17 protein-coding genes are annotated in these 18,197 nt (G+C 72.5%); 6 read left to right on the forward strand and 11 right to left on the reverse strand.

Annotated elements, in window-relative coordinates; translation table 11 throughout:
• Positions 1–89 precede the first annotated feature (89 nt).
• The 3 genes from ACIF83_RS19925 to ACIF83_RS19935 all read left to right on the forward strand — a co-directional run bounded on the left by ACIF83_RS19925 (position 90) and on the right by ACIF83_RS19935 (position 2,725).
• Positions 90–1,091 carry a LysR family transcriptional regulator gene (locus tag ACIF83_RS19925; RefSeq protein WP_399728501.1) on the forward strand — a complete coding sequence of 334 codons (1,002 nt, stop codon included), beginning with the start codon at positions 90–92 and terminating at the stop codon, positions 1,089–1,091.
• The gene (locus tag ACIF83_RS19930) at positions 1,088–2,023 is read left to right on the forward strand and encodes a serine hydrolase (RefSeq protein ID WP_393478949.1); all 936 of its coding nucleotides are present in this window, start codon (positions 1,088–1,090) and stop codon (positions 2,021–2,023) included. The genes ACIF83_RS19925 and ACIF83_RS19930 overlap by 4 nt, the downstream gene beginning before the upstream one ends.
• Positions 2,024–2,266: 243 nt before the next feature.
• Entirely contained in the window at positions 2,267–2,725 is a 459-nt protein-coding gene (locus ACIF83_RS19935) for a Crp/Fnr family transcriptional regulator (RefSeq protein WP_393478948.1), read from the forward strand.
• A gap of 405 nt (positions 2,726–3,130) precedes the next feature.
• On the opposite strand, the gene ACIF83_RS19940 is transcribed toward ACIF83_RS19935, so the two are convergent.
• Positions 3,131–3,733 (reverse strand): hypothetical protein, encoded by a 603-nt coding sequence (locus ACIF83_RS19940; RefSeq protein ID WP_393478945.1) that lies wholly within the window; start codon positions 3,731–3,733, stop codon positions 3,131–3,133.
• A gap of 381 nt (positions 3,734–4,114) precedes the next feature.
• Between ACIF83_RS19940 and ACIF83_RS19945 the strand changes: the two genes are divergently transcribed.
• Entirely contained in the window at positions 4,115–4,492 is a 378-nt protein-coding gene (locus ACIF83_RS19945; RefSeq protein ID WP_393478944.1) for an STAS domain-containing protein, read from the forward strand.
• 67 nt (positions 4,493–4,559) lie between these two features.
• Here the strand turns inward: ACIF83_RS19945 and ACIF83_RS19950 are convergent, their stop codons facing one another.
• Together ACIF83_RS19950 and ACIF83_RS19955 are read right to left on the reverse strand one after the other, a co-directional pair.
• A complete protein-coding gene (locus tag ACIF83_RS19950; RefSeq protein ID WP_399728506.1) occupies positions 4,560–6,941 on the reverse strand; it encodes a phosphoketolase in 2,382 nt (793 codons plus the stop codon).
• Positions 6,942–6,989: 48 nt separating this feature from the next.
• Positions 6,990–7,841, reverse strand: a complete 852-nt coding sequence (locus ACIF83_RS19955; protein WP_393478940.1) for a universal stress protein — start codon at positions 7,839–7,841, stop codon at positions 6,990–6,992.
• Between the two features lie 215 nt (positions 7,842–8,056).
• Here ACIF83_RS19955 and ACIF83_RS19960 point away from each other — a divergent pair, with 215 nt between their 5' ends.
• Entirely contained in the window at positions 8,057–8,725 is a 669-nt protein-coding gene (locus ACIF83_RS19960; RefSeq protein ID WP_393478937.1) for a CBS domain-containing protein, read from the forward strand.
• A 13-nt stretch (positions 8,726–8,738) separates the two neighbouring features.
• Here ACIF83_RS19960 and ACIF83_RS19965 read toward each other — a convergent pair whose 3' ends face one another.
• The 3 genes from ACIF83_RS19965 to ACIF83_RS19975 form a co-directional block, all read right to left on the reverse strand.
• Positions 8,739–9,182 carry a universal stress protein gene (locus ACIF83_RS19965; RefSeq protein ID WP_393478935.1) on the reverse strand — a complete coding sequence of 148 codons (444 nt, stop codon included), beginning with the start codon at positions 9,180–9,182 and terminating at the stop codon, positions 8,739–8,741.
• Between the two features lie 115 nt (positions 9,183–9,297).
• On the reverse strand, positions 9,298–9,951 hold the full coding sequence (locus ACIF83_RS19970; RefSeq protein WP_393478932.1) for a response regulator: 654 nt from the start codon (positions 9,949–9,951) through the stop codon (positions 9,298–9,300).
• Positions 9,948–11,141 (reverse strand): sensor histidine kinase, encoded by a 1,194-nt coding sequence (locus ACIF83_RS19975; protein WP_399728512.1) that lies wholly within the window; start codon positions 11,139–11,141, stop codon positions 9,948–9,950. The genes ACIF83_RS19970 and ACIF83_RS19975 overlap by 4 nt, the downstream gene beginning before the upstream one ends.
• Before the next feature lie 176 nt (positions 11,142–11,317).
• Here ACIF83_RS19975 and ACIF83_RS19980 point away from each other — a divergent pair, with 176 nt between their 5' ends.
• The gene (locus tag ACIF83_RS19980; protein WP_399728515.1) at positions 11,318–11,878 is read left to right on the forward strand and encodes a heme-binding protein; all 561 of its coding nucleotides are present in this window, start codon (positions 11,318–11,320) and stop codon (positions 11,876–11,878) included.
• Between the two features lie 123 nt (positions 11,879–12,001).
• Here ACIF83_RS19980 and katG read toward each other — a convergent pair whose 3' ends face one another.
• The 5 genes from katG to ACIF83_RS20005 all read right to left on the reverse strand — a co-directional run bounded on the left by katG (position 12,002) and on the right by ACIF83_RS20005 (position 18,139).
• Positions 12,002–14,191 carry a catalase/peroxidase HPI gene (gene katG / locus ACIF83_RS19985; RefSeq protein WP_393478258.1) on the reverse strand — a complete coding sequence of 730 codons (2,190 nt, stop codon included), beginning with the start codon at positions 14,189–14,191 and terminating at the stop codon, positions 12,002–12,004.
• A gap of 25 nt (positions 14,192–14,216) precedes the next feature.
• Positions 14,217–14,660 carry a Fur family transcriptional regulator gene (locus ACIF83_RS19990; RefSeq protein WP_145882408.1) on the reverse strand — a complete coding sequence of 148 codons (444 nt, stop codon included), beginning with the start codon at positions 14,658–14,660 and terminating at the stop codon, positions 14,217–14,219.
• A 188-nt stretch (positions 14,661–14,848) separates the two neighbouring features.
• The gene (locus tag ACIF83_RS19995; RefSeq protein ID WP_399728520.1) at positions 14,849–15,973 is read right to left on the reverse strand and encodes an abortive phage infection protein; all 1,125 of its coding nucleotides are present in this window, start codon (positions 15,971–15,973) and stop codon (positions 14,849–14,851) included.
• A gap of 307 nt (positions 15,974–16,280) precedes the next feature.
• The gene (locus tag ACIF83_RS20000) at positions 16,281–16,763 is read right to left on the reverse strand and encodes a GNAT family N-acetyltransferase (RefSeq protein ID WP_393478252.1); all 483 of its coding nucleotides are present in this window, start codon (positions 16,761–16,763) and stop codon (positions 16,281–16,283) included.
• A 2-nt stretch (positions 16,764–16,765) separates the two neighbouring features.
• The gene (locus ACIF83_RS20005; protein ID WP_399728523.1) at positions 16,766–18,139 is read right to left on the reverse strand and encodes a serine hydrolase domain-containing protein; all 1,374 of its coding nucleotides are present in this window, start codon (positions 18,137–18,139) and stop codon (positions 16,766–16,768) included.
• Positions 18,140–18,197 lie beyond the last annotated feature (58 nt).

Consider the following 18,197-nt stretch of genomic DNA (forward strand, 5'->3'; position numbering starts at 1 on the left):
CTTCGACGAGGACCAGCGAAACAGCCGGAGTCCGCTCATGTCCAAGAGGAAACTTTGAACGCCTCATAACTTATTGATATGACTGCTGGATGGATCTCCTCGCGCACCTCGAGGCGTACGTGGCGACGGTCGACGAGTCGAGCTTCTCGCGCGCGGCCGACCGGCTCGGGATCGCCCAGCCGCTCCTCAGCCGCCGCATCAAGACACTGGAGGCCCACTTCGGGGGCCTGTTGTTCGACCGTTCGCGGCGGCAGGTCACGACGACGGAGCTGGGTGTGCTGCTGCTTCCGTACGCGCAGGACGTGCTGGACCGGGCCCAGCGGCTCGGGCAGGTCGCCCGGTCGGCCAGCCAGGCCCAGGTGCGTGTCGTGGGGGTGCCCACGGGCTGCGCGCCGGTGGCGCTGGCGCGCGTCATCCGCGCGGGCACCGAGCGCGGGATCACGCTCGCCATGCGCGAACTGCCGCCGGCGGAACGGGCCTCCGGGCTCGCCGACGGCTCGCTCACGTACGCTCTGATGCGCGTTCCCCCGGAGCACGCCGGGCTCCGGGTACCGCTCGGGCTTGCGTCGGCCACATCGCCCGACGCGCCGGAGCCGGCGTCCACCGCAGTGAGCGGCAGACGGCGGCGCGCCGTCCATCTGGAGGACCTGCGGCCACGCCGGAGCGGTGCCACGACCGGTGAACTGCCCGCCGCGCTGCCGATCCTGACCCTGACGGAGGACGAAGTGCCGTACGCACAGGACCGATTGATCCGCGCCGCCGCCCGCGCCGGCCTGCCGGAGGGCCTGCTCCGGCCGGCCGGACCGGCGGCCACGGCCCTCGCCGAGACCCTGGCCGGCGGGGCGGTGCTGCTGTGCGCCGAGCCGTTCGCCCGGCAGCACGGGGCGAGTTGGGCGCCGCTGGCCGACACCGCACTGCACCGCGGGTACGACGTGCAGGCGTCCCAGGGCCGGCGCGGGGCGGTGGACGTACCCGACTGGCTGGCCGCGCTGCTCGCGGCGGCGGCCGGTGCCTCGACCGGAGCACCGGAGACGACACGACCCGGGTCGGCGGCCGAGGACGCCTCGGCGCGGCTGGCGGCACGCGGATGAGCGCGGAACCGGTGTACCGCCCGGCCTACGTGGCCGGGGACGGCGGCCTGCTCGACGTCGCCGAGGCGATCGCGGCGGACTGGGCCGCGGTCGGAGTCCGTGGCTCGTTCCTCGCCCGCAACCTGGACTCCGGCGAGCAACTCGGCTTCGGCATCGACGAGATGATGCCCCTCGCATCGGTCGTGAAGGTACCGCTCGCCCTGGTCGTGCTGGACCGGATCGCGGCCGGCGAACTCGACCCGGCACACCCGGTCACGGTCGACCCGGCCACCAACAGCGTCGGCCCCACCGGGCTCGCGGCGTTCCGACACCCGGCCACCGTGGCCGTCGGCGACCTTCTCCTCCTGATGCTCTCGGTGAGCGACAACGCCGCCGCCGACGCGCTGTTCGGCCTGGTGCCGGTGGCGGACGTCGACGCCCGCCTGCGTGCGTGGGGGTGCGACGGTATCCGGGTCCGGCATCGGATGAACCACATGTACGAATGCGCGGCCGGAGCCGCCGGCAACGACTTCTCGCTCGCGCTGGAACTGGCCGTCCGCGACGAGCGTGCCGGACGGCACACCATCGAGACCCTGGATCCGGCCCACGCCAACCTGGGCTCGGCCTCGGCGCTGGTGGACCTGTTGCAGCGCGTGTGGGCGGACGAGATCTCCCGGCCCCGGGCGACGGCCGAGCTGCGCCGGCTGATGGGCTTCCAGGTCTTCACCCAGCGACTGGCCGGCGAACTGCGCGCGGACACGCTGCGGTGGAGCGGCAAGACCGGCACCTTCCTGCATCTGCGGCACGAGATCGGGGTGGTGCAGGCCGAGTCCGGCGACCGGATCGCCATGGCCGCGCTCACCCGCGCGGACCGGCGGGCCGGCCAGGCCCCGGACATCGACCTCGCGATCGGGATCGGCGCCCGGCAGGCGTTCGAGGCGCTGCGCGGCTGAAGCGGCGGGTGCTGCCGGCCGACGGGCACCGGATCAGTCTCCGACGAGGACGCGACGGCCGCCCGGAGTCCCGGTCTCGACACCTCAGGTAGCCGCGCGGGCACGCTCGGCGACCTATCGTGGCCCGAAGGACCCCGGTGGGTCCGAGCGGCCTGTTGTGGGCGGGGCCGGACGGGCACAGGCTGGGAGCAGGAGCCCCACGGTCGCGAGGGCTACGGGTCTCGAGCGAAGGGAGCCGGAGCGATGACCTCCGTCACCACCATGAGCGCGGCCCTGCCCGCCGAGCATCGTGTACAGCTGATGCAGCTCGCCCGTGAGGTCTCTTTCGCGGCCGGGACGCGGCTGTTCGAGGAGGGTCGGCGCGCCGACCACTTCTGGATCGTGCGGACCGGCACCGTCGCCCTCGACCTGCGCGTGCCCGGCCGCCGTCCCGCCGTCATCGAGTCGCTCGGGCACGGCGAACTGATCGGCTGGTCCTGGCACTTCCCGCCCCACCTGTGGCAACTGGGCGGCGAGGCGCTGACCCCGGTGCGGGCCTGGGAGTTCGAGGCGGAGCCGGTTCTGGAGATGTGCGCAGCCGATCCCGAGTTCGGCCGGGCGATCGCGGTCTGGGTCGGGCGCGTGGTCGCACAGCGACTGCACGCCTCCCGGGTCCGGCTGCTCGACCTCTACGCCCCCTACGGCAGCGGTGGCCTGGAATGAGTGCGACTCCGCCCGCATCGACGGTCACGGCCGGGGCGCTCATCGGCTCCTCGGCCCGGACCCCGTCGGCCTTGGCCGGCCCGGACAGCCGGCGCGGCTGGGTCACCGGTCCGGATCGTCCTCCCGGAACTCCTCCTTGGACGGGAGATCGGCCTCGGACAGCACGCCGGTCACCCGGCCGTCACCCTCCGGCACGGGAAGGCACCGACGTGCCCCTGCGCCATCCTCCGGACGATGTCCTTGGACAGGGCCGCCCAGCCCACCACGACGACGGCTCCCCGAGGGCGTCCTGGAAGGCGAGGTCGGCCGCGGGGACCTGCTGACGGTGTTCCTGCGCCCGAAGTACTGACATCACCTACGGCAGGACGGACGTCGCCGACACGCCGCGGCAGGCTCGGCCTCGGCTCAGGTTCCGCCGCTGCTGTAGTTCCGCCACTCCGGGCCGATGCGCTTCCATTCCTCGTCCCACTCGGACAGGCGGCGGCGCATGCGCCAGGTGCGCACCAGCCAGCCTCCGGTCCAGACGGCCACGCCGGCCGAGGAGGCGGCGAGCACGCCGGTCAGGGTCGACTGCAGCGCCGCCTCCGCGGTGGAGAGGGGCGGCGACACCATACGGTTCGTGCTGTCCGCCCACACCGTGAGCCGGCTGCCGGCCGGGGCGCCCGGATAGACCTTGGCCCGGTCGGTGTGCACCGAGCCGTCCGGGGCCGTCCAGCGCACACTGGCCCACACCCGGCCGTCGTCGTAACCGCTGCCGTTCGGCGGGGTCCTGGCCGCGTCGTCGGTCAGCACCGCGGACACCGCGTGGACCTGGGCCCGCCGCGCTGAGAACGCCGAGTCCACCGACACGGCGGCCGCCGCGCCCGCGACGGCGCCGCCGACGAGCACGAGGATCCAGGTGACGAGCACGATCCAGGCCTCGACGACGTCGCTGTGCCGTCGCAGCGGGTTGCGACGCCACCGCCACCAGCGCACCCGGGTCACATTCGTGGGAGGTGTCCGCGTCATCGGTCGCCGCCTCCTCTCGCATGCCGGCGGCCACCGGGCAGGGCGTGCGCTCCCGCTCGGCGTCCGGTTCCGGGCCGAGGTCCGGGTGACGGGGCCGACCGGTCAGTGCCCACCGCACGTCCACCACGCCTGCCGCGGCCCGAGCCGGACGGGCGGTGAGCGACACGGCGCGGTGTGGTGCACCCGGCCGTCGAGCGTCACTCCACCATCGTGCACCTCGAAACGGATCGGTGCCGCCCGCAGACCGAAAGAGCCGTGCGATGTCGGAGACCCGGTCCTCGCCGCACCCGTGCCCATGGCGTCACCGGGGCGTCCCGGACGGTCCCGAGCAGGGGCCGGTCGGCCCTTCCCCGCAGCCCGGGAGACCGATTGGCTGGTGTCATGTCCGAGAACCGGCCGGGACCGGCACAGGTGGCCGCGGACCACCCGCCCCACGCGGCGGTCGTCGTACCGTTGCACGGCGAGATCGACCTGCTGACCCTGCCCGCGCTGTCCGAGCGGCTCGACGCGCTGACCGAGCACCCGCGCCCGGACCTGGTTCTCGATCTGCGGCCGGTCGCGTTCATCGACTGCGCCGGGCTCGGGCTCCTGTGCCGGGCCCGGAACCGGGCGCTGGCCCGGCAGGGCCGGCTGCGGCTGGTCTCCGACACCCCGGGCTTCCTGGGATTGCTGCGGGCCGCGGGCCTGTCGGGTGTCTTCGAGGTGCTTGCGAGGCCCCCGTCGGCCTCGGTGCCGGACCCCGGCGGCACCTCCCGCTAGCCCGGGAGGTGCCGTGTGACGAGGCTGCGCGGGCACCTTTCGGAGCCGCGGGACGACGGGGGCCGGTTCAGCTGTGCCAGCTCCAGTCGGCGACCTCCGGCAGGTCGGTGCCGTGTTCGCGGATCCAGTCGTGGTGGCGGGTGCGGGCGTCGGCCATGGTCTGGCGGACACCGGCGGCACGCATCGCGAGGCCGGGCACGCGGTCGATGACGTCCATGACGAGCCGATAGCGGTCGAGGTCGTTGCGCACGACCATGTCGAACGGGGTGGTCGTGGTCCCGGACTCCTTGTAGCCGCGCACGTGCAGGTTCTTGTGACCCGCGCGGCGGTACGCGAGGCGGTGGACCAGCCACGGGTAGCCGTGGTAGGCGAAGATCACCGGCTTGCCGGCGGTGAACAGCCCGTCGTACTCGAAGTCGCTCATCCCGTGCGGATGGTCCTCGTGCGGCATCAGCCGGGTCATGTCGACCACGTTGACCACCCGCACCACCAGCTGGGGCAGGTGCCGGCGCAGCAACTGCGCGGCGGCCAGCACCTCTTGAGTCGGCACGTCACCGGCGCAGGCCAGCACGACGTCCGGCTCGCCGCCGTTCTCGGTGCCGGCCCACTCCCAGATCCCGGCGCCGCGGGCGCAGTGGAGGCGGGCCTGGTCCATGGACAGCCAGTCGAAGCAGGGCTGCTTGCCGGCCACGACCACGTTGACGTAGTCCCGGCTGCGCAGGACATGATCGGTCACGGACAGCAGGGTGTTGGCGTCCGGCGGCAGATAGACGCGCACCACCTCGGGGCTCTTGTTCAGGACGTGGTCGACGAAGCCGGGGTCCTGGTGCGAGAAGCCGTTGTGGTCCTGCCGCCACACGTGCGAGGTCAGCAGGTAGTTGAGGGAGGCGACGGGGGCCCGCCAGGGCAGCAGGCGCGAGGTCTTCAGCCACTTGATGTGCTGGTTGACCATCGAGTCGACGATGTGCACGAACGCCTCGTAACAGGAGAACAGTCCGTGCCGGCCGGTGAGCAGATAGCCCTCCAGCCAGCCCTGGCAGGTGTGTTCGGAGAGGATCTCCATCACCCGGCCGTGCCGGTCCAGGTGTTCGTCGACCGGGAGTGTTCCGGCCTGCCAGGCCTTGCCGCTGGCCTCGAAGACGGCCTGGAGCCGGTTGGAGGCGGTCTCGTCCGGTCCGACGAGCCGGAAGTCCCGTCGCGAGCCGGTGTCCCGCATGATCTGTTCAAGCAGGTTGCCCAGAACCCTGGTGGGTTCGTGCAGGGTCGTGCCCGGCTTGTCGACGGGTACGGCGATGTCGTCGAGGGCCGGCACGGGCAACTCACGGACGAGGAGGCCGCCGTTGGCGTGCGGGCTCGCCCCGAGCCGTTTCGTCCCCTCGGGGACACAGGCGAGGACGTCCGCGACGGGCCGGCCGTCGGGGCCGAACAGTTCCTCGGGCCGGTACGAGCGCAGCCACTCCTCCAACTGCCGAAGATGCTCCGGGTTTTCCCGGACTCCCGCCAGCGGGACCTGATGGGCCCGCCAGGTGCCCTCGACGGGTACGCCGTCCACCTCGGCGGGCCCGGTCCAGCCCTTGGGGGTGCGCAGCACGATCACCGGCCAGTGGGCCCGCTCGGCGCCGCCCGACTCGCGGGCGGTGCGCTGGATCCGGGCGATGCGGTCCAGCGCGTCGTCCATCACCGCGGCCATGGCCCGGTGCACCTGATGCGGATCGTCGCCCGTCACGTGCAGGGGTTCGTGGCCGTATCCCCGCAGCAGGGCGTCGAGTTCGGGCTCCGGCACGCGGGACAGCACCGTCGGGTTGGCGATCTTGTAGCCGTTGAGGTGCAGGATCGGCAGTACGGCCCCGTCGTGCACCGGGTCGAGGAACTTGTTGGAGTGCCAGGAGGCGGCCAGCGGTCCGGTCTCCGCCTCGCCGTCGCCGATCACGCAGGCCACCAGCAGGTCCGGGTTGTCGAGGGCCGCGCCGTAGGCGTGGGCGAGCGAGTAGCCGAGTTCGCCGCCCTCGTGGATCGAGCCGGGGGTCTCGGGGGCCACGTGGCTGGGCACCCCTCCCGGGAAGGAGAACTGCCGGAACAGCCGCTCCATGCCCGGCGCGTCCCGTGACACGTCCGGGTACGTCTCGCTGTAGCTGCCCTCCAGCCAGGAGTTGGCGAGGACCGACGGTCCTCCGTGCCCGGGACCCCACACGCACAGCGCGTCGAGGCCGCGCGCCCTGATGACCCGGTTGAGGTGGGTGTACACGAGGTTCAGGCCGGGGGACGTGCCCCAGTGGCCCAGCAGCCGGGGCTTGATGTGCACCGGCTTCAGCGGCTCGGTCAGCAGCGGGTTGGCCATGAGATAGATCTGGCCCGCCGCGAGGTAGTTGGCGGCACGCCAGTGAGCGTCCAGGGTGTGCAGTTCCTCGTCGGTCAGTGCGGGGGCGTCCGGGTGGGCAGCCTGGGGCATGAGGACTCCGGAGATCATTGTCGGTTGTCGACAAGTCTGCCGGGAATGTCAGGAAAGTTCGGGTACCACGGCCACGGGGCATGCCGCATGGTGCAGCACCCCGTGGGCGACCCGGCCGAGCTGCGGGCCGAAGTGCCCCGGTCGGCGCCGGGCGCCCACGACCAGCAGGGCGGCATCGCGGGAAGCGGCCAGCAGGCCGTCACGGGGACGGCCGGAGACGGTGCGCCGCAGCACCTCCAGGCCGATCGGGACGTCCCGCAGCGCCTCGTCCAGCGCAGGGACGGCGTCCGGCTCCCGCTCGCCACCGCCCCTGCCCGGCAGGGCGCCGGTGACCCCATGGCGCGACACGTGTACGGCCTCCAGGGGTACCCCGCGCAGACCGGCCTCCTCCGCGGCGAACCGCAGGGCCGCCGAACCCGCGGGTTTCTCGTCGACGCCCAGGACGATCCGGCCGGGGGTCCCGGGGCGGGCCCGGTCGGCGTGGTCGCAGCGCAGCACGACGACCGGGCAGTGCGCGTGCTCGGCCACCGTGACGCCGACCGAGCCGAGGATCGCCTCGGTCATGCCGCTGCGGCCGCGGTGCCCCAGGACCACCGCGAGCGCGGAGTGGCTCTCCCGCACCAGCGCCTGTTCCGGTTCCTCGGGCAGCACGTCGGTGGTGACGTGCACGTCCGGTTGTCTGCGGTGGGCGCGCCGCTCGGCGGTCTGCACGATCTCCTCGGCCATCACCTGTTCGGACGGCCGGTCGGCGCCCTGTGCGAGGGAGGCGCCCTCGTAGCGCTCCCAGAGGGACGCGTAGACCAGCCGCAGCGGTGTGCGGCGCAGAGCCGCGTTGTCGGCCGCCCAGTCCACGGCCCTGAGGCTCGATTCGGAACCGTCCACGCCGACGACGAGACGCATCGCCGCCACCTCCCGGAGAGCGGAATCGGATTCCAGCCTGGTCGTGCGGGGCACCCGGTGCAAGGGCCACCCGGCCCCGCCCGGTTCCCGAACGACCCTCGCGTGCCGAGCCGTCGGCCAGGGGCCGCCGGACCGGGCGGCCCCTGGCCGACGGCTCGGCGCCGGCACACGCTGGAAGCGGCAGGACCGTCCGCACGAGACCCAGGGGAGTCACCATGTACGGCACCCCGTACATCGTCAGCGATGTCATGACCCACACGGTCGCCGCCGTCGGCCGGCGGGCCCCGTTCAAGGAGATCGTGCAGCTGATGCACGACTGGCGGGTCAGCGCCCTGCCGGTACTGGAGGGAGAGGGCCGGGTCGTCGGTGTGGTCTCCGAGGCCGACCTGCTGCCCAAGGAGGAGTTCCGGGACACCCCGGAGGAGGGGTACGTCCGGCTGCGCCGCCGCTCCGACGTGGCCAAGGCCGACGCGCTCACCGCGGACGACCTGATGTCCTCCCCCGCGGTCACCGTCCGGCCGGGCGCCACGCTCGCCGAGGCCGCGCACCTGATGGCGCGGGCCGGGGTCAAGCGGCTGCCCGTGGTGGACGAGGTCGGGCTGCTCGAGGGTGTCGTCAGCCGTGCCGACCTGCTCAAGGTCTTCCTGCGGGGGGACGCGGAGATCGCCGAGCAGGTACGGCACGAGGTCGTGTCCGAGCTGTTCCCGCCGCCGGGCTCGGCCCTGCAGGTGGAGGTGGAGGACGGCGTCGTGACGCTCGTCGGCCGGGTGCAGGACCCGGGGCTGGTTCCCGTGGCCGCGCGCCTGGTGCGGGCCGTGGAAGGGGTGGTGGACGTGCGCTTCGACCTGGCTCCCGGCCGAGAGCACCGCACGAGTTCGCCCTGACGGTGCCCCGGCCTCAAGCCGTCCCGGGGCGCACGATCACCACCGGGCAGGTGGCGTGGTGCGTCACGTGCTGGCTGACGGAACCGAGCAGGGCGCGGGCGAAACCGCCCCGCCCCCGGCTCCCGACGACCAGGCACTCGGCGCCCTCCGCGGCCCTGAGCAGGACGTCCGTGGGATTGCCGTGCACCACCAGCGGCCGTACCGAGGCGGCCGCCTCCGCGCCGAGTGCCTCGGTCAGTTCCCCTGCCATCCGTTCGCGGGCGTCCTCCTCGTCGACGTCCATGTCCACCGCGGGCCCCGACCAGCCGTACAGGCCCGGCAGCTCCCAGGCGGCCACCGCGTCCACCGTGGCGCCGATGAGCCCGGCGTAGCGCACGGCCCAGCGCAGGGCCGCGTACGAGGACGGCGACCCGTCGACACCGGCCACGATCCGGGGCCGGGAATCCTCCGTGTCCATGCGTCCCACCTCTCTCGTGGCCAGAGCACCGGCCCCGCCGTTGGATCCCCCATGCCCCACGCTGCGCGAGGTCGCGCCGCGCCGCCACAGCAGCGCAGCCGGGGGCATGACGGCCTCAGGACAGCAGCCGCTGTTCCTTGGCCACGGCCACGGCGCCCGCCCGGGTGTCCACGCCGAGCTTGTCGTAGATGCGGCGCAGGTGGGTCTTGACCGTGGCCTCGCTGATGTACAGGGCGCGGGCGATGGCGTGGTTGGGCAGGCCCTGGGCGAGGTGGACGAGGATGTCGCGTTCGCGGGGGGTGAGGGCGGGGCGGGGGTTGCGCAGGCGGGACATGACGCGGTCGGCGACCGGCGGAGAGAGGGCGGGGCGGCCCTGGGCGGAGGCGTGGATCGCGGTGAAGAGGTCCTCGGCGCGCTCCGCCTTGAGCAGGTAGCCGGTGGCTCCGGCCTCGATGGCGCGGGTGACGTCCGCGTCGGTGTCGTACGTCGTCAGGACCAGGACGTGCGGGGCGGGGATGAGGGCGCGGAGTCGACGGGTGGCCTCCACGCCGTCCATGCCCTCGCCCAGCTGCAGGTCCATGAGCACCACGTCCGGCGTCGTCCTGCGGGCGAGGGCCAGCGCCTCCTCGCCGCTGCCGGCCTCGCCGACGACCTCGATGTCCGGTGCGCTGTGCAGGAGGGCGAGCAGGCCGGCGCGTACGACCGCGTGGTCGTCGCAGACGAGGATGCGGACGGGGGCCTTGGGGGCGGGCTCGGGTGTCGCGGTCATCTGGGCTCCAGCGGGATCGCGGCGGACAGGGCCGTGCCCTCGCCCGCTGCCGACTCGATGGTCAGGGTGCCGCCCAGCTGGCGCAGACGGGCGCGGATGGCGGGGAGGCCGTGGCCGCGGCCCTCGGCTTCCGGGACCGTAGCGGTGTCGAAGCCCCGGCCGTCGTCGGTCACGTCCAGGACGATCTGGTCGTCCAGGCAGGTGAGGGTGAGGGTCGCCGTCGTGGCGGCCGCGTGTTCGCGGACGTTGGCCAGGGCTCCCTGGGCGATGCGGAGCAGGGCCGACTCCACGGGGGCGGGCAGTGCGGCGGGCGGAGCGCCCTCCGTGTGGACGCGGACGGTGAGCGTGGGCGTCGTCTCGCGCTCGGCGACCGCGCGCAGCGCATGGAGCAGGCCGCCGCCCTCGGCCAGGTCGGCCGGGGTCAGGTCGTGGACGAAGCGGCGGGCCTCGGCGAGGCTGCGTTCGGCGATCGACGCCGCCGCGCGGACGTGGTCGCGGGCGATGTCCGGGTCGGTGTCCCAGAGGCGGTCCGCGGCCTGCAGGAGCATGCGCTGGCTGGACAGACCCTGGGCGAGGGTGTCGTGGATCTCCCGGGCCAGCCGCTCGCGTTCGGCGAGGGTGCCCTCGCGGCGCTCGGTGGCGGCGAGTTCGCGGCGGGTGCGGACCAGGTCGTCGATCAGGGCGTCGCGCCGGGCGGACTGGCGCTGCATGACGACGTAGACGGTGGTGGCCACCGCGGCCACGGCCGGGGGTGCGAGCAGCACGTTGGGGTCCGGCCAGCCCGCGAGGCTCAGCTGGGCCGCGACGGCCAGCGCGGTCAGCAGCGCCACCAGCGAAATCGCGGCGCGCGCGGGGAGGGTGCGCAGGCCGGTGTAGAAGAGCGGGACCGCGCACCAGGCGAAGCTGGGCGCCAGGACCACGAGGAGCGCCCAGGTCGCCACCACCAGGCCCAGCCAGGCCAGCCGGCGCGGGGTGGGGCGGGTGCCGAGAGCCGGGCCGAGCACGTACAGCACCGCCAGCAGGGCGGAGAGGGCGATGATCCAGGGGGTACGCGGGCCCTCGGCGTGCCGGGCCAGGTAGCGGGCGAGGGACGCCGCCAGCAGCACGAAGAACGCGGTGTGCATGACGACGGTGAGGGCACGGGTGTCGTCGCGTTCGGGCACGGCCACCGGAGAATCCTTCCTCGTCATCGCGCTGAGCTGGGCAAACACCCTCCATTGTTCCCTGGCCCGGCGCGTCGGGGGTCATCCGATCGGATGACCCCCGAGGCAACCGGTCCGTCGACCTCCTGGGCCCGGATCCGGGCCGAGGATCGGTACGGGAGCGACTCCGCCCCCCGAATCCGACCGCAGAGAGGTCCTTCGTGATGTCCAGCCGCAAGAAGCCGTCCGGCCGTACCCGCGTCCTCGTCGGCGGCGCCGTCCTCGCGATCGCCGGTGCCGGTGTCGTCGGTACGGTCGCCGCCAGTGCCGCCGACTCCACGGGCACCGTGCCCGCCGCCGTGTCCGCCCGGAGCGGCAACCTCACCGAGACCACGCACCTGACCCTCGACGCGGCCACGAAGGCGGCGCAGGCCGCGGTGGACGCCGCCGAGAAGGACGGCCGGCAGGTGTCGGTGGCCGTCGTCGACCGCAACGGGAACACCCTGGTCACCCTGCGCGGCGACGACGCCGGACCGCAGTCGTACGAGTCCGCCGAGCGCAAGGCGTTCACCGCGGTGTCCTGGAACGCGCCCACGTCCGAGCTGGCCAAGCGGCTGGAGCAGGCGCCGAACCTGAAGGACATCCCGGGCACGCTGTTCCTCGGGGGTGGTGCCCCGGTGACCGCCAAGGGTGCCCCGGTCGCGGGCATCGGCGTCGCGGGTGCCCCCTCGGGCGACCTGGACGAGCGCTACGCCCAGGCGGGCGTGGCGGCGCTGGGCCGCTGACGCGAGCCCGCGCGGACGGCCGGGTCCCGTGGGACCCGGCCGTCCGCGTATGCGTCCACGAGAACGCCGAAGGCGTCCGGGCCGGCCCGTGCGGGGCCGGTCCGGACGCCTTCAGGGGTGTGATCAGACCAGGTCGAACCGGTCGAGGTTCATGACCTTCCCGAACGCGGCGGCGAAGTCCTTGGCGAACTTCTCCTTCGCGTCGTCAGCGGCGTAGACCTCGGCGATCGCGCGCAGCTCGGAGTTCGAGCCGAAGACCAGGTCGGCACGGGTGCCGGTCCACTTGACCTCGCCGGTCGCGTCGTCGCGGCCCTCGAAGGTGGTCTGGTCCTCCGAGGTGGACTTCCACGTCGTGCCCAGGTCGAGCAGGTTGACGAAGAAGTCGTTGGTCAGCTTGCCCGGGGCGTCGGTGAGAACGCCGTGCGAGGTCTGCTGGTGGTTGGCGCCGAGGACGCGCAGGCCGCCGACCAGGACGGTCATCTCGGGCGCGCTCAGGCCCAGCAGGTTCGCCTTGTCGAGCAGCAGGTACTCGGCCGGCAGGCGATTGCCCTTGCCCGCGTAGTTGCGGAAGCCGTCGGCGGTGGGCTCCAGCGCGGCGAAGGACTCCGCGTCGGTGTGCTCCGCCGTGGCGTCCACACGGCCCGGCGTGAAGGGCACCTCGACGTCGTGACCGGCGTCCTTGGCGGACTTCTCCACGGCGGCGACACCACCGAGGACGATCAGGTCGGCCAGGGAGACCTTCTTCGCGCCGGAGTTGAACTCCGCCTGGATGCCCTCCAGGACGCGCAGCACCTGGGCGAGCTGGTCGGGCTCGTTGACCTCCCAGCCGGCCTGCGGCTGCAGGCGGATGCGGGCGCCGTTGGCACCGCCGCGCTTGTCGCTGTTGCGGAACGTCGAGGCCGACGCCCAGGCGGTGGACACCAGCTGGGAAACGGAAAGGCCCGAGTCGAGCAGCTTGGCCTTCAGGGCCGCGACGTCGGCGGCGTCGATGACCTCGCCCTCGGCCTGCGGCAGCGGGTCCTGCCACAGCAGGGTCTCCGCCGGGACCTCCGGGCCGAGGTACAGCGACTTCGGGCCCATGTCACGGTGGGTCAGCTTGTACCAGGCGCGCGCGAAAGCGTCCGCGAACTCCTCCGGGTTCTCGTAGAAGCGACGCGAGATCTGCTCGTAGATCGGGTCGAACTTCAGCGAGAGGTCGGTGGTGAGCATCGTCGGGAGGTGCGTCTTCGACGCGTCGTGCGCGTCGGGGACGATCGCCTCGGCGTTCTTCGCCACCCACTGGTGGGCACCGGCGGGGCTCTGCGTGAGCTCGTACTCGTACTCGAACAGGTTCTTGAAGAAGCCGTTGCTCCACTGGGTCGGCGTGGCGGTCCAGGTGACCTCCAGGCCGGACGTGATCGCGTCGCCGCCCTTGCCGCTGGCGTAGGTGCTCTTCCAGCCCAGGCCCTGCTGCTCGATCGGAGCGGCCTCGGGCTCGGGGCCGACGTTCTCGGCCGGGCCGGCACCGTGGGTCTTGCCGAAGGTGTGACCACCGGCGATGAGGGCGACGGTCTCCTCGTCGTTCATCGCCATGCGGCGGAAGGTCTCACGGATGTCGCGGGCCGCGGCGATCGGGTCCGGGTTGCCGTTCGGGCCCTCCGGGTTGACGTAGATCAGGCCCATCTGGACCGCGCCGAGCGGGTTCTCCAGCTCGCGGTCGCCGGTGTAGCGCTGGTCGTCGAGCCAGATCTGCTCGGGACCCCAGTAGACGTCCTCCTCCGACTCCCACACGTCCGCACGGCCACCGCCGAAGCCGAAGGTCTTGAAGCCCATCGACTCCAGCGCCACGTTGCCGGCGAGGATCATGAGGTCGGCCCAGGACAGGCTCTTGCCGTACTTCTTCTTCACCGGCCACAGCAGGCGGCGGGCCTTGTCGAGGTTGCCGTTGTCCGGCCAGCTGTTGAGGGGGGCGAAGCGCTGCTGGCCGGCGCCGGCGCCACCACGGCCGTCACTGATGCGGTAGGTGCCCGCGCTGTGCCAGGCCATGCGGATCATCAGCGGGCCGTAGTTGCCGAAGTCGGCGGGCCACCAGTCCTGGGAGTCGGTGAGCACCTCGGCGATGTCCCGCTTCACGGCGGGGAGGTCGAGGCTCTCGAAGGCCTCGGCGTAGTCGAACTCCTCACCGAGCGGGTTGGCCACGGCGGGGTTCTTGGCAAGGATCTTCAGGTTGAGCCGCTCCGGCCACCACTGGCGGTTCCCGCCGCCCTGGGTCGGGTGCGCGGCACGGTCGTGCGCGACCGGGCACTTCGCCTCGGCAGGGGTGTTCTCGGACATGGGGAATCCTTCCGAACTGAGGGGTTCACGGTGCTGCGGTAGCGGCGCTGGAACAGTCGGGGCACAGGCCCCAGTAGATGACCTCGGCCTCGTCGATCGAAAAGCCGCGGTCGTCGGCCGCGGTCAGACAGGGGGCGTGGCCGACCGCGCAGTCGACGTCTGCGACGACGCCGCACGACCGGCACACGAGGTGGTGGTGGTTGTCCCCGACGCGTCCCTCGAACCGGGCCGGGCTGCCGGGCGGTTCGATACGGCGTACGAGTCCGGCCGCGGTGAGCGCGTGGAGCGCCTCGTACACGGCCTGGACGGAGATGTGGCCCACACGGTCGCGTACGCCGGACGTGATCGCCTCTACATCGAGGTGATCGCCGTGGCGGACGGTCTCGAGCAGTGCGACACGCGCGGCCGTCACCCGCAGGCCGGCACCGCGCAGCTCCTCGGCGGTGGTCGGAGTCTGGGATGCGGTCATGACCCCGAACCTACCCTCATAAACACGAGAGATTCAAGAAAACGAACGATGCAATTCTGGCCACATGTCGTCGGCCGGATTCCGACCGGTGGGCACGGACGCATCATCCGGCCGCGAGTCCGGGACCACCGCGCGCCGAGCCGAGGGGTCCCCCGAACGTGTGAGCGCGCGGTTCCGGGTCCTGTGCGTCAGCCCCGGGACGCCTCGCTCGCGTACCGGCGGGCCAGGGCGTGGAAGGCCCGCTTGGGTTCCCGGTGCCGAGGGGAGGCGGGGTCGAACGGGCGGTCCTCGAGCGTCTTGGTGATGGCGCAGGTCGCCAGGTCGAGGTCGTGCCGGGGGTCGCCGGGGCGGTGCGGGGCGTCGAGGGCCACGAACTCGAAGACCATCGCCGCGTACAGGTTCAGCGAGGAGAAGACGTCGAGGAGCCGCATGAGGTAGTCGGCCTGGGTGCGCTCGCAGCGGACCAGATCGCCCTTGATCTCCTCGGGATGCTTGTCCCGGTCGACGATGTTCCAGCCCATGCCCCGGGTCTCGGGCGCGCCGACGTAGGCGCAGGTGCCGAACTCGGTGATCGCCAGCGGTTTGCCCCAGCGCAGGTAGCTGCGCAGCTCCCGTACGTAGTCGGCGCGGCGCGGGAAGTACGAGTAGTAGTCGATGCCGATGATGTCGAAGAGCCGCCAGTCGACCGTGTCCTCCTGGGCGGCCGCGTAGCTGAGCCGGCCGTGGAAGACGGAGCGGCCGACCGCGGCCGCCTTGGCCGTGAAGCGGTCCAGCAGGCGTTGCATCCTGACGGGGTCGACCTTGCCGTCCAGCAGGTTCTGGATGCGTTCGAAGACGGTGTCGCCGGGAACGATGCCGGGTACGAACAGCCAGAACTCGCAGCCCACGCTGAGGTCGACGCTCGCGCCCTGCCGGCGCAGCCGCTCCGCGAACCGGCCGGTCTCGGCGAGGTGGTCCAGGATGTCCCGTTCGGGGACGTCGCCGAGGGTCGGCTGCAGCCAGATGTGCATGCCCCGCTCGGCGGCCTCCGCGGCGGTGGCCGTGAGCCGCTCCACGCCGTCGCCGGTGACGTCCACGGTGTCCGCGTGCAGCTCGTCGCGGATGGCGCGGATGTCCTTGCGCATCCGGGCCGTCCGAAAGCCGGTGGCCGGTGACTCGCCCTCGCCGACGGTGTAGACGACACCCCGGTGGCGCAGTCCCTGCCGCCTCTCCCCCGCGTGGGCCGTGCCCGCGGTGAGCGCCGTCGCGGCGAGCCCGGCGGACGCCATCCCGGCGAGGAACTGTGCGCGGTTGATCCCTTGGTTCTTCTCCATACGCCCACCCTGTCGGGCGCGCACCCGCCGGCGCCGTCCCCCGATGGTCTACGACGAGGGGCCGAAGGGAGCGGACCGGTCGGCGAAAGTCGCGCCGGGCGTTGCGGGATGGCCGGACGCACTCAAGGCCCTGAACCTCAGGCACTCCGGGATGCGCGAGCAGCCGTAGGTCGGCGTGTGGTACGTCGGCATCCCGGAGCACTCGGGCCTCGGCCACCGGGGTCCGCGGAGATCTCCGCGGCGATCGTCGGCCGTGAGTCGGTCGACCATGCGCCGGCGAGGGCCCGGCTGTCGGTGGAGGACGTGGTCAAGTGCGGCGGCCACCGGGGCTGAGGTGCGGGAGCCGCAGCCGGAAGACCATGCGGTCGACGCCCGGGCCGTCGTGGTCGCGGACGGGGCCGGTCACCGTGAAGCCCATCGCGGTGTGGAAAGCGATGGAGCGCTCGTTCTGCGGAGAGGTGATCGCCCTCACCTCGGTACGGTGCCCGGCCGCGGCCATGTCGAAGAACCGCTCGTACAGGCCACGGGCCAACCCGTCACCGCGGGCCCGTGGCGCCACTCCGACGAAGTGGATGTACGCGGCATCGGGCACCGACGGGGACATCAGCCCGACCAGGAACCCGGCCAGGCCGTCGCCGTCCTCGGCGACCAGGCTCGTGCGATGGAAGTGGTCCAGGAACAGCCGGGGCAGAACCGAGCGGATGGGTCGCTCCCACCACTCGTCCACCACCGCGATGATGCGGTCGTAGTCCTCGGGTTCGGCCTGCCGGACATGCGCGCTCTGTTTCATGATCACGCACCCTTGGCCCGGCTGAAGAGCCGGCCGGCCAGGTCGACACCGATGACCGCGCCGTCGCCGTCCAGGGTGAAGAAACCGCGCTGCCCCTTCAGACCGCCCTCGGTGATGATGTATTCGTGCCCGTCGCCCGGCAGGAAGCCCATGGCGGCCGGCGGGTAGTCCGGTGGCATCTCGGTCTGCGAGGCCGCACGGATCTCCGGCTTGATCCCGACCGCGAGCGTGATCCCGGACCCGTCGGTGGCGATGTCCAGGTTCATGGCGTCGATCTCGTACCGGCCGGCGACCGCCCGGGCCTGTGCCGCGTCGTACGGCACCGGCTCCGGATCCCGCTCCACCACGCCGAGGTGGTGCTCGAGGGCCCAGCGTGTGACGGCCTGGTTGAACTGGTAGCCGTCCGGACCCGAGTTGGCCAGGGAGACGACGGCGAAGTTCCGTTCGGGCACGAGGAGCAGCTCGGCGAACTGGCCGTTGCCCGAGCCGCCGTGGCCGATCGTGCGGACGTCGTCCACCCCGCGCAGGAACCAGCAGATGCCGAAGCCGTCCCCGAGCGTGCTGCCGCGCAGTTCGACCGTCTGCGTCCGCATGGCTCGCAGCGCCTCGGCGGACAGCACACCGTCCCCGGCACCGAGATGGAAACGGGCCCAGCGCAGCAGGTCGGCGGCGCAGGACACCATGCCGCCGCCCGGGTTGTTGCCGCGCGCACCCGCCTTGAACGCCTTCCACGGCCCCGCGGTCCGCAGGGCCCCGTCCTCGTCGCGGTTGTACCCCACGGCGAACGGCCGGATCATGACGTCGTCCAGGTCGAAGAACGTGTTCGACAGCCCCAGCGGCTCCAGGACCAGCGCGGCCACGGCCTGCTCGAAGTCCTGGCCCGTGACCTTCTCGATCACCCGCCCGGCCAGGTTGTACCCGGCCTGGCTGTACGAGGCCCGGGTGCCGGGCGGCGCGATCATCTCCAGCTCGGCCATCTTGGCCACGAACGCGGCCAGCGAGGTGTCGTCCCCGTCGGCGTCGATCAGGTTCCAGTCGAGCCCCGCGGTGTGGTTGAGCAGGTTCAGCACGGTGATCTTTTCCGCGGCCGACTCGTCGACGAGCTTCAGCTCGGGAACGTACCGGCGCACCGGCGCGGTCAGCTCCACCTTGCCCTGCTCCGCCAGGCGCATGAGCGCGGTGGCGGTGACGGTCTTGGTGACGGACGCGACCGGGAACAGTGTCCTCTCGTCGACGGGCAGCGGCTGACCGAGGCTGGTCACGCCGTGGGAGACGTACATCTCCTGACCGTCCATCAGCACCCCGACGGACACACCGGGAATGCCGAACTCCTCGGCCGTCGCCGCTACGAACTCCGACAGCGCATCCTGCGACATCGTCATCTTCTCCCCGTGACCTTGACTTGAACTTAGTGCAATGGAGCCTAGACGGCTT

This window comes from Streptomyces sp. NPDC085866 (assembly GCF_044541035.1).
Lineage (GTDB): Bacteria > Actinomycetota > Actinomycetes > Streptomycetales > Streptomycetaceae > Streptomyces.

Bases quoted from the DNA above. Each gene is read 5' to 3' on its own strand.
- ACIF83_RS19955 (WP_393478940.1), bottom strand. From the start codon at position 7,841: ATGCGTCTCGTCGTCGGCGTGGACGGTTCCGAATCGAGCCTCAGGGCC.
- ACIF83_RS19945 (WP_393478944.1), top strand. From the start codon at position 4,115: ATGTCCGAGAACCGGCCGGGACCGGCACAGGTGGCCGCGGACCACCCG.
- ACIF83_RS19960 (WP_393478937.1), top strand. From the start codon at position 8,057: ATGTACGGCACCCCGTACATCGTCAGCGATGTCATGACCCACACGGTC.
- ACIF83_RS19965 (WP_393478935.1), bottom strand. From the start codon at position 9,182: ATGGACACGGAGGATTCCCGGCCCCGGATCGTGGCCGGTGTCGACGGG.
- ACIF83_RS20000 (WP_393478252.1), bottom strand. From the start codon at position 16,763: ATGAAACAGAGCGCGCATGTCCGGCAGGCCGAACCCGAGGACTACGAC.
- ACIF83_RS19940 (WP_393478945.1), bottom strand. From the start codon at position 3,733: ATGACGCGGACACCTCCCACGAATGTGACCCGGGTGCGCTGGTGGCGG.
- ACIF83_RS19995 (WP_399728520.1), bottom strand. From the start codon at position 15,973: ATGGAGAAGAACCAAGGGATCAACCGCGCACAGTTCCTCGCCGGGATG.
- ACIF83_RS19930 (WP_393478949.1), top strand. From the start codon at position 1,088: ATGAGCGCGGAACCGGTGTACCGCCCGGCCTACGTGGCCGGGGACGGC.
- ACIF83_RS19980 (WP_399728515.1), top strand. From the start codon at position 11,318: ATGTCCAGCCGCAAGAAGCCGTCCGGCCGTACCCGCGTCCTCGTCGGC.
- katG (WP_393478258.1), bottom strand. From the start codon at position 14,191: ATGTCCGAGAACACCCCTGCCGAGGCGAAGTGCCCGGTCGCGCACGAC.
- ACIF83_RS19970 (WP_393478932.1), bottom strand. From the start codon at position 9,951: ATGACCGCGACACCCGAGCCCGCCCCCAAGGCCCCCGTCCGCATCCTC.
- ACIF83_RS19990 (WP_145882408.1), bottom strand. From the start codon at position 14,660: ATGACCGCATCCCAGACTCCGACCACCGCCGAGGAGCTGCGCGGTGCC.
- ACIF83_RS19935 (WP_393478948.1), top strand. From the start codon at position 2,267: ATGACCTCCGTCACCACCATGAGCGCGGCCCTGCCCGCCGAGCATCGT.
- ACIF83_RS20005 (WP_399728523.1), bottom strand. From the start codon at position 18,139: ATGTCGCAGGATGCGCTGTCGGAGTTCGTAGCGGCGACGGCCGAGGAG.
- ACIF83_RS19925 (WP_399728501.1), top strand. From the start codon at position 90: ATGGATCTCCTCGCGCACCTCGAGGCGTACGTGGCGACGGTCGACGAG.
- ACIF83_RS19950 (WP_399728506.1), bottom strand. From the start codon at position 6,941: ATGCCCCAGGCTGCCCACCCGGACGCCCCCGCACTGACCGACGAGGAA.
- ACIF83_RS19975 (WP_399728512.1), bottom strand. From the start codon at position 11,141: ATGACGAGGAAGGATTCTCCGGTGGCCGTGCCCGAACGCGACGACACC.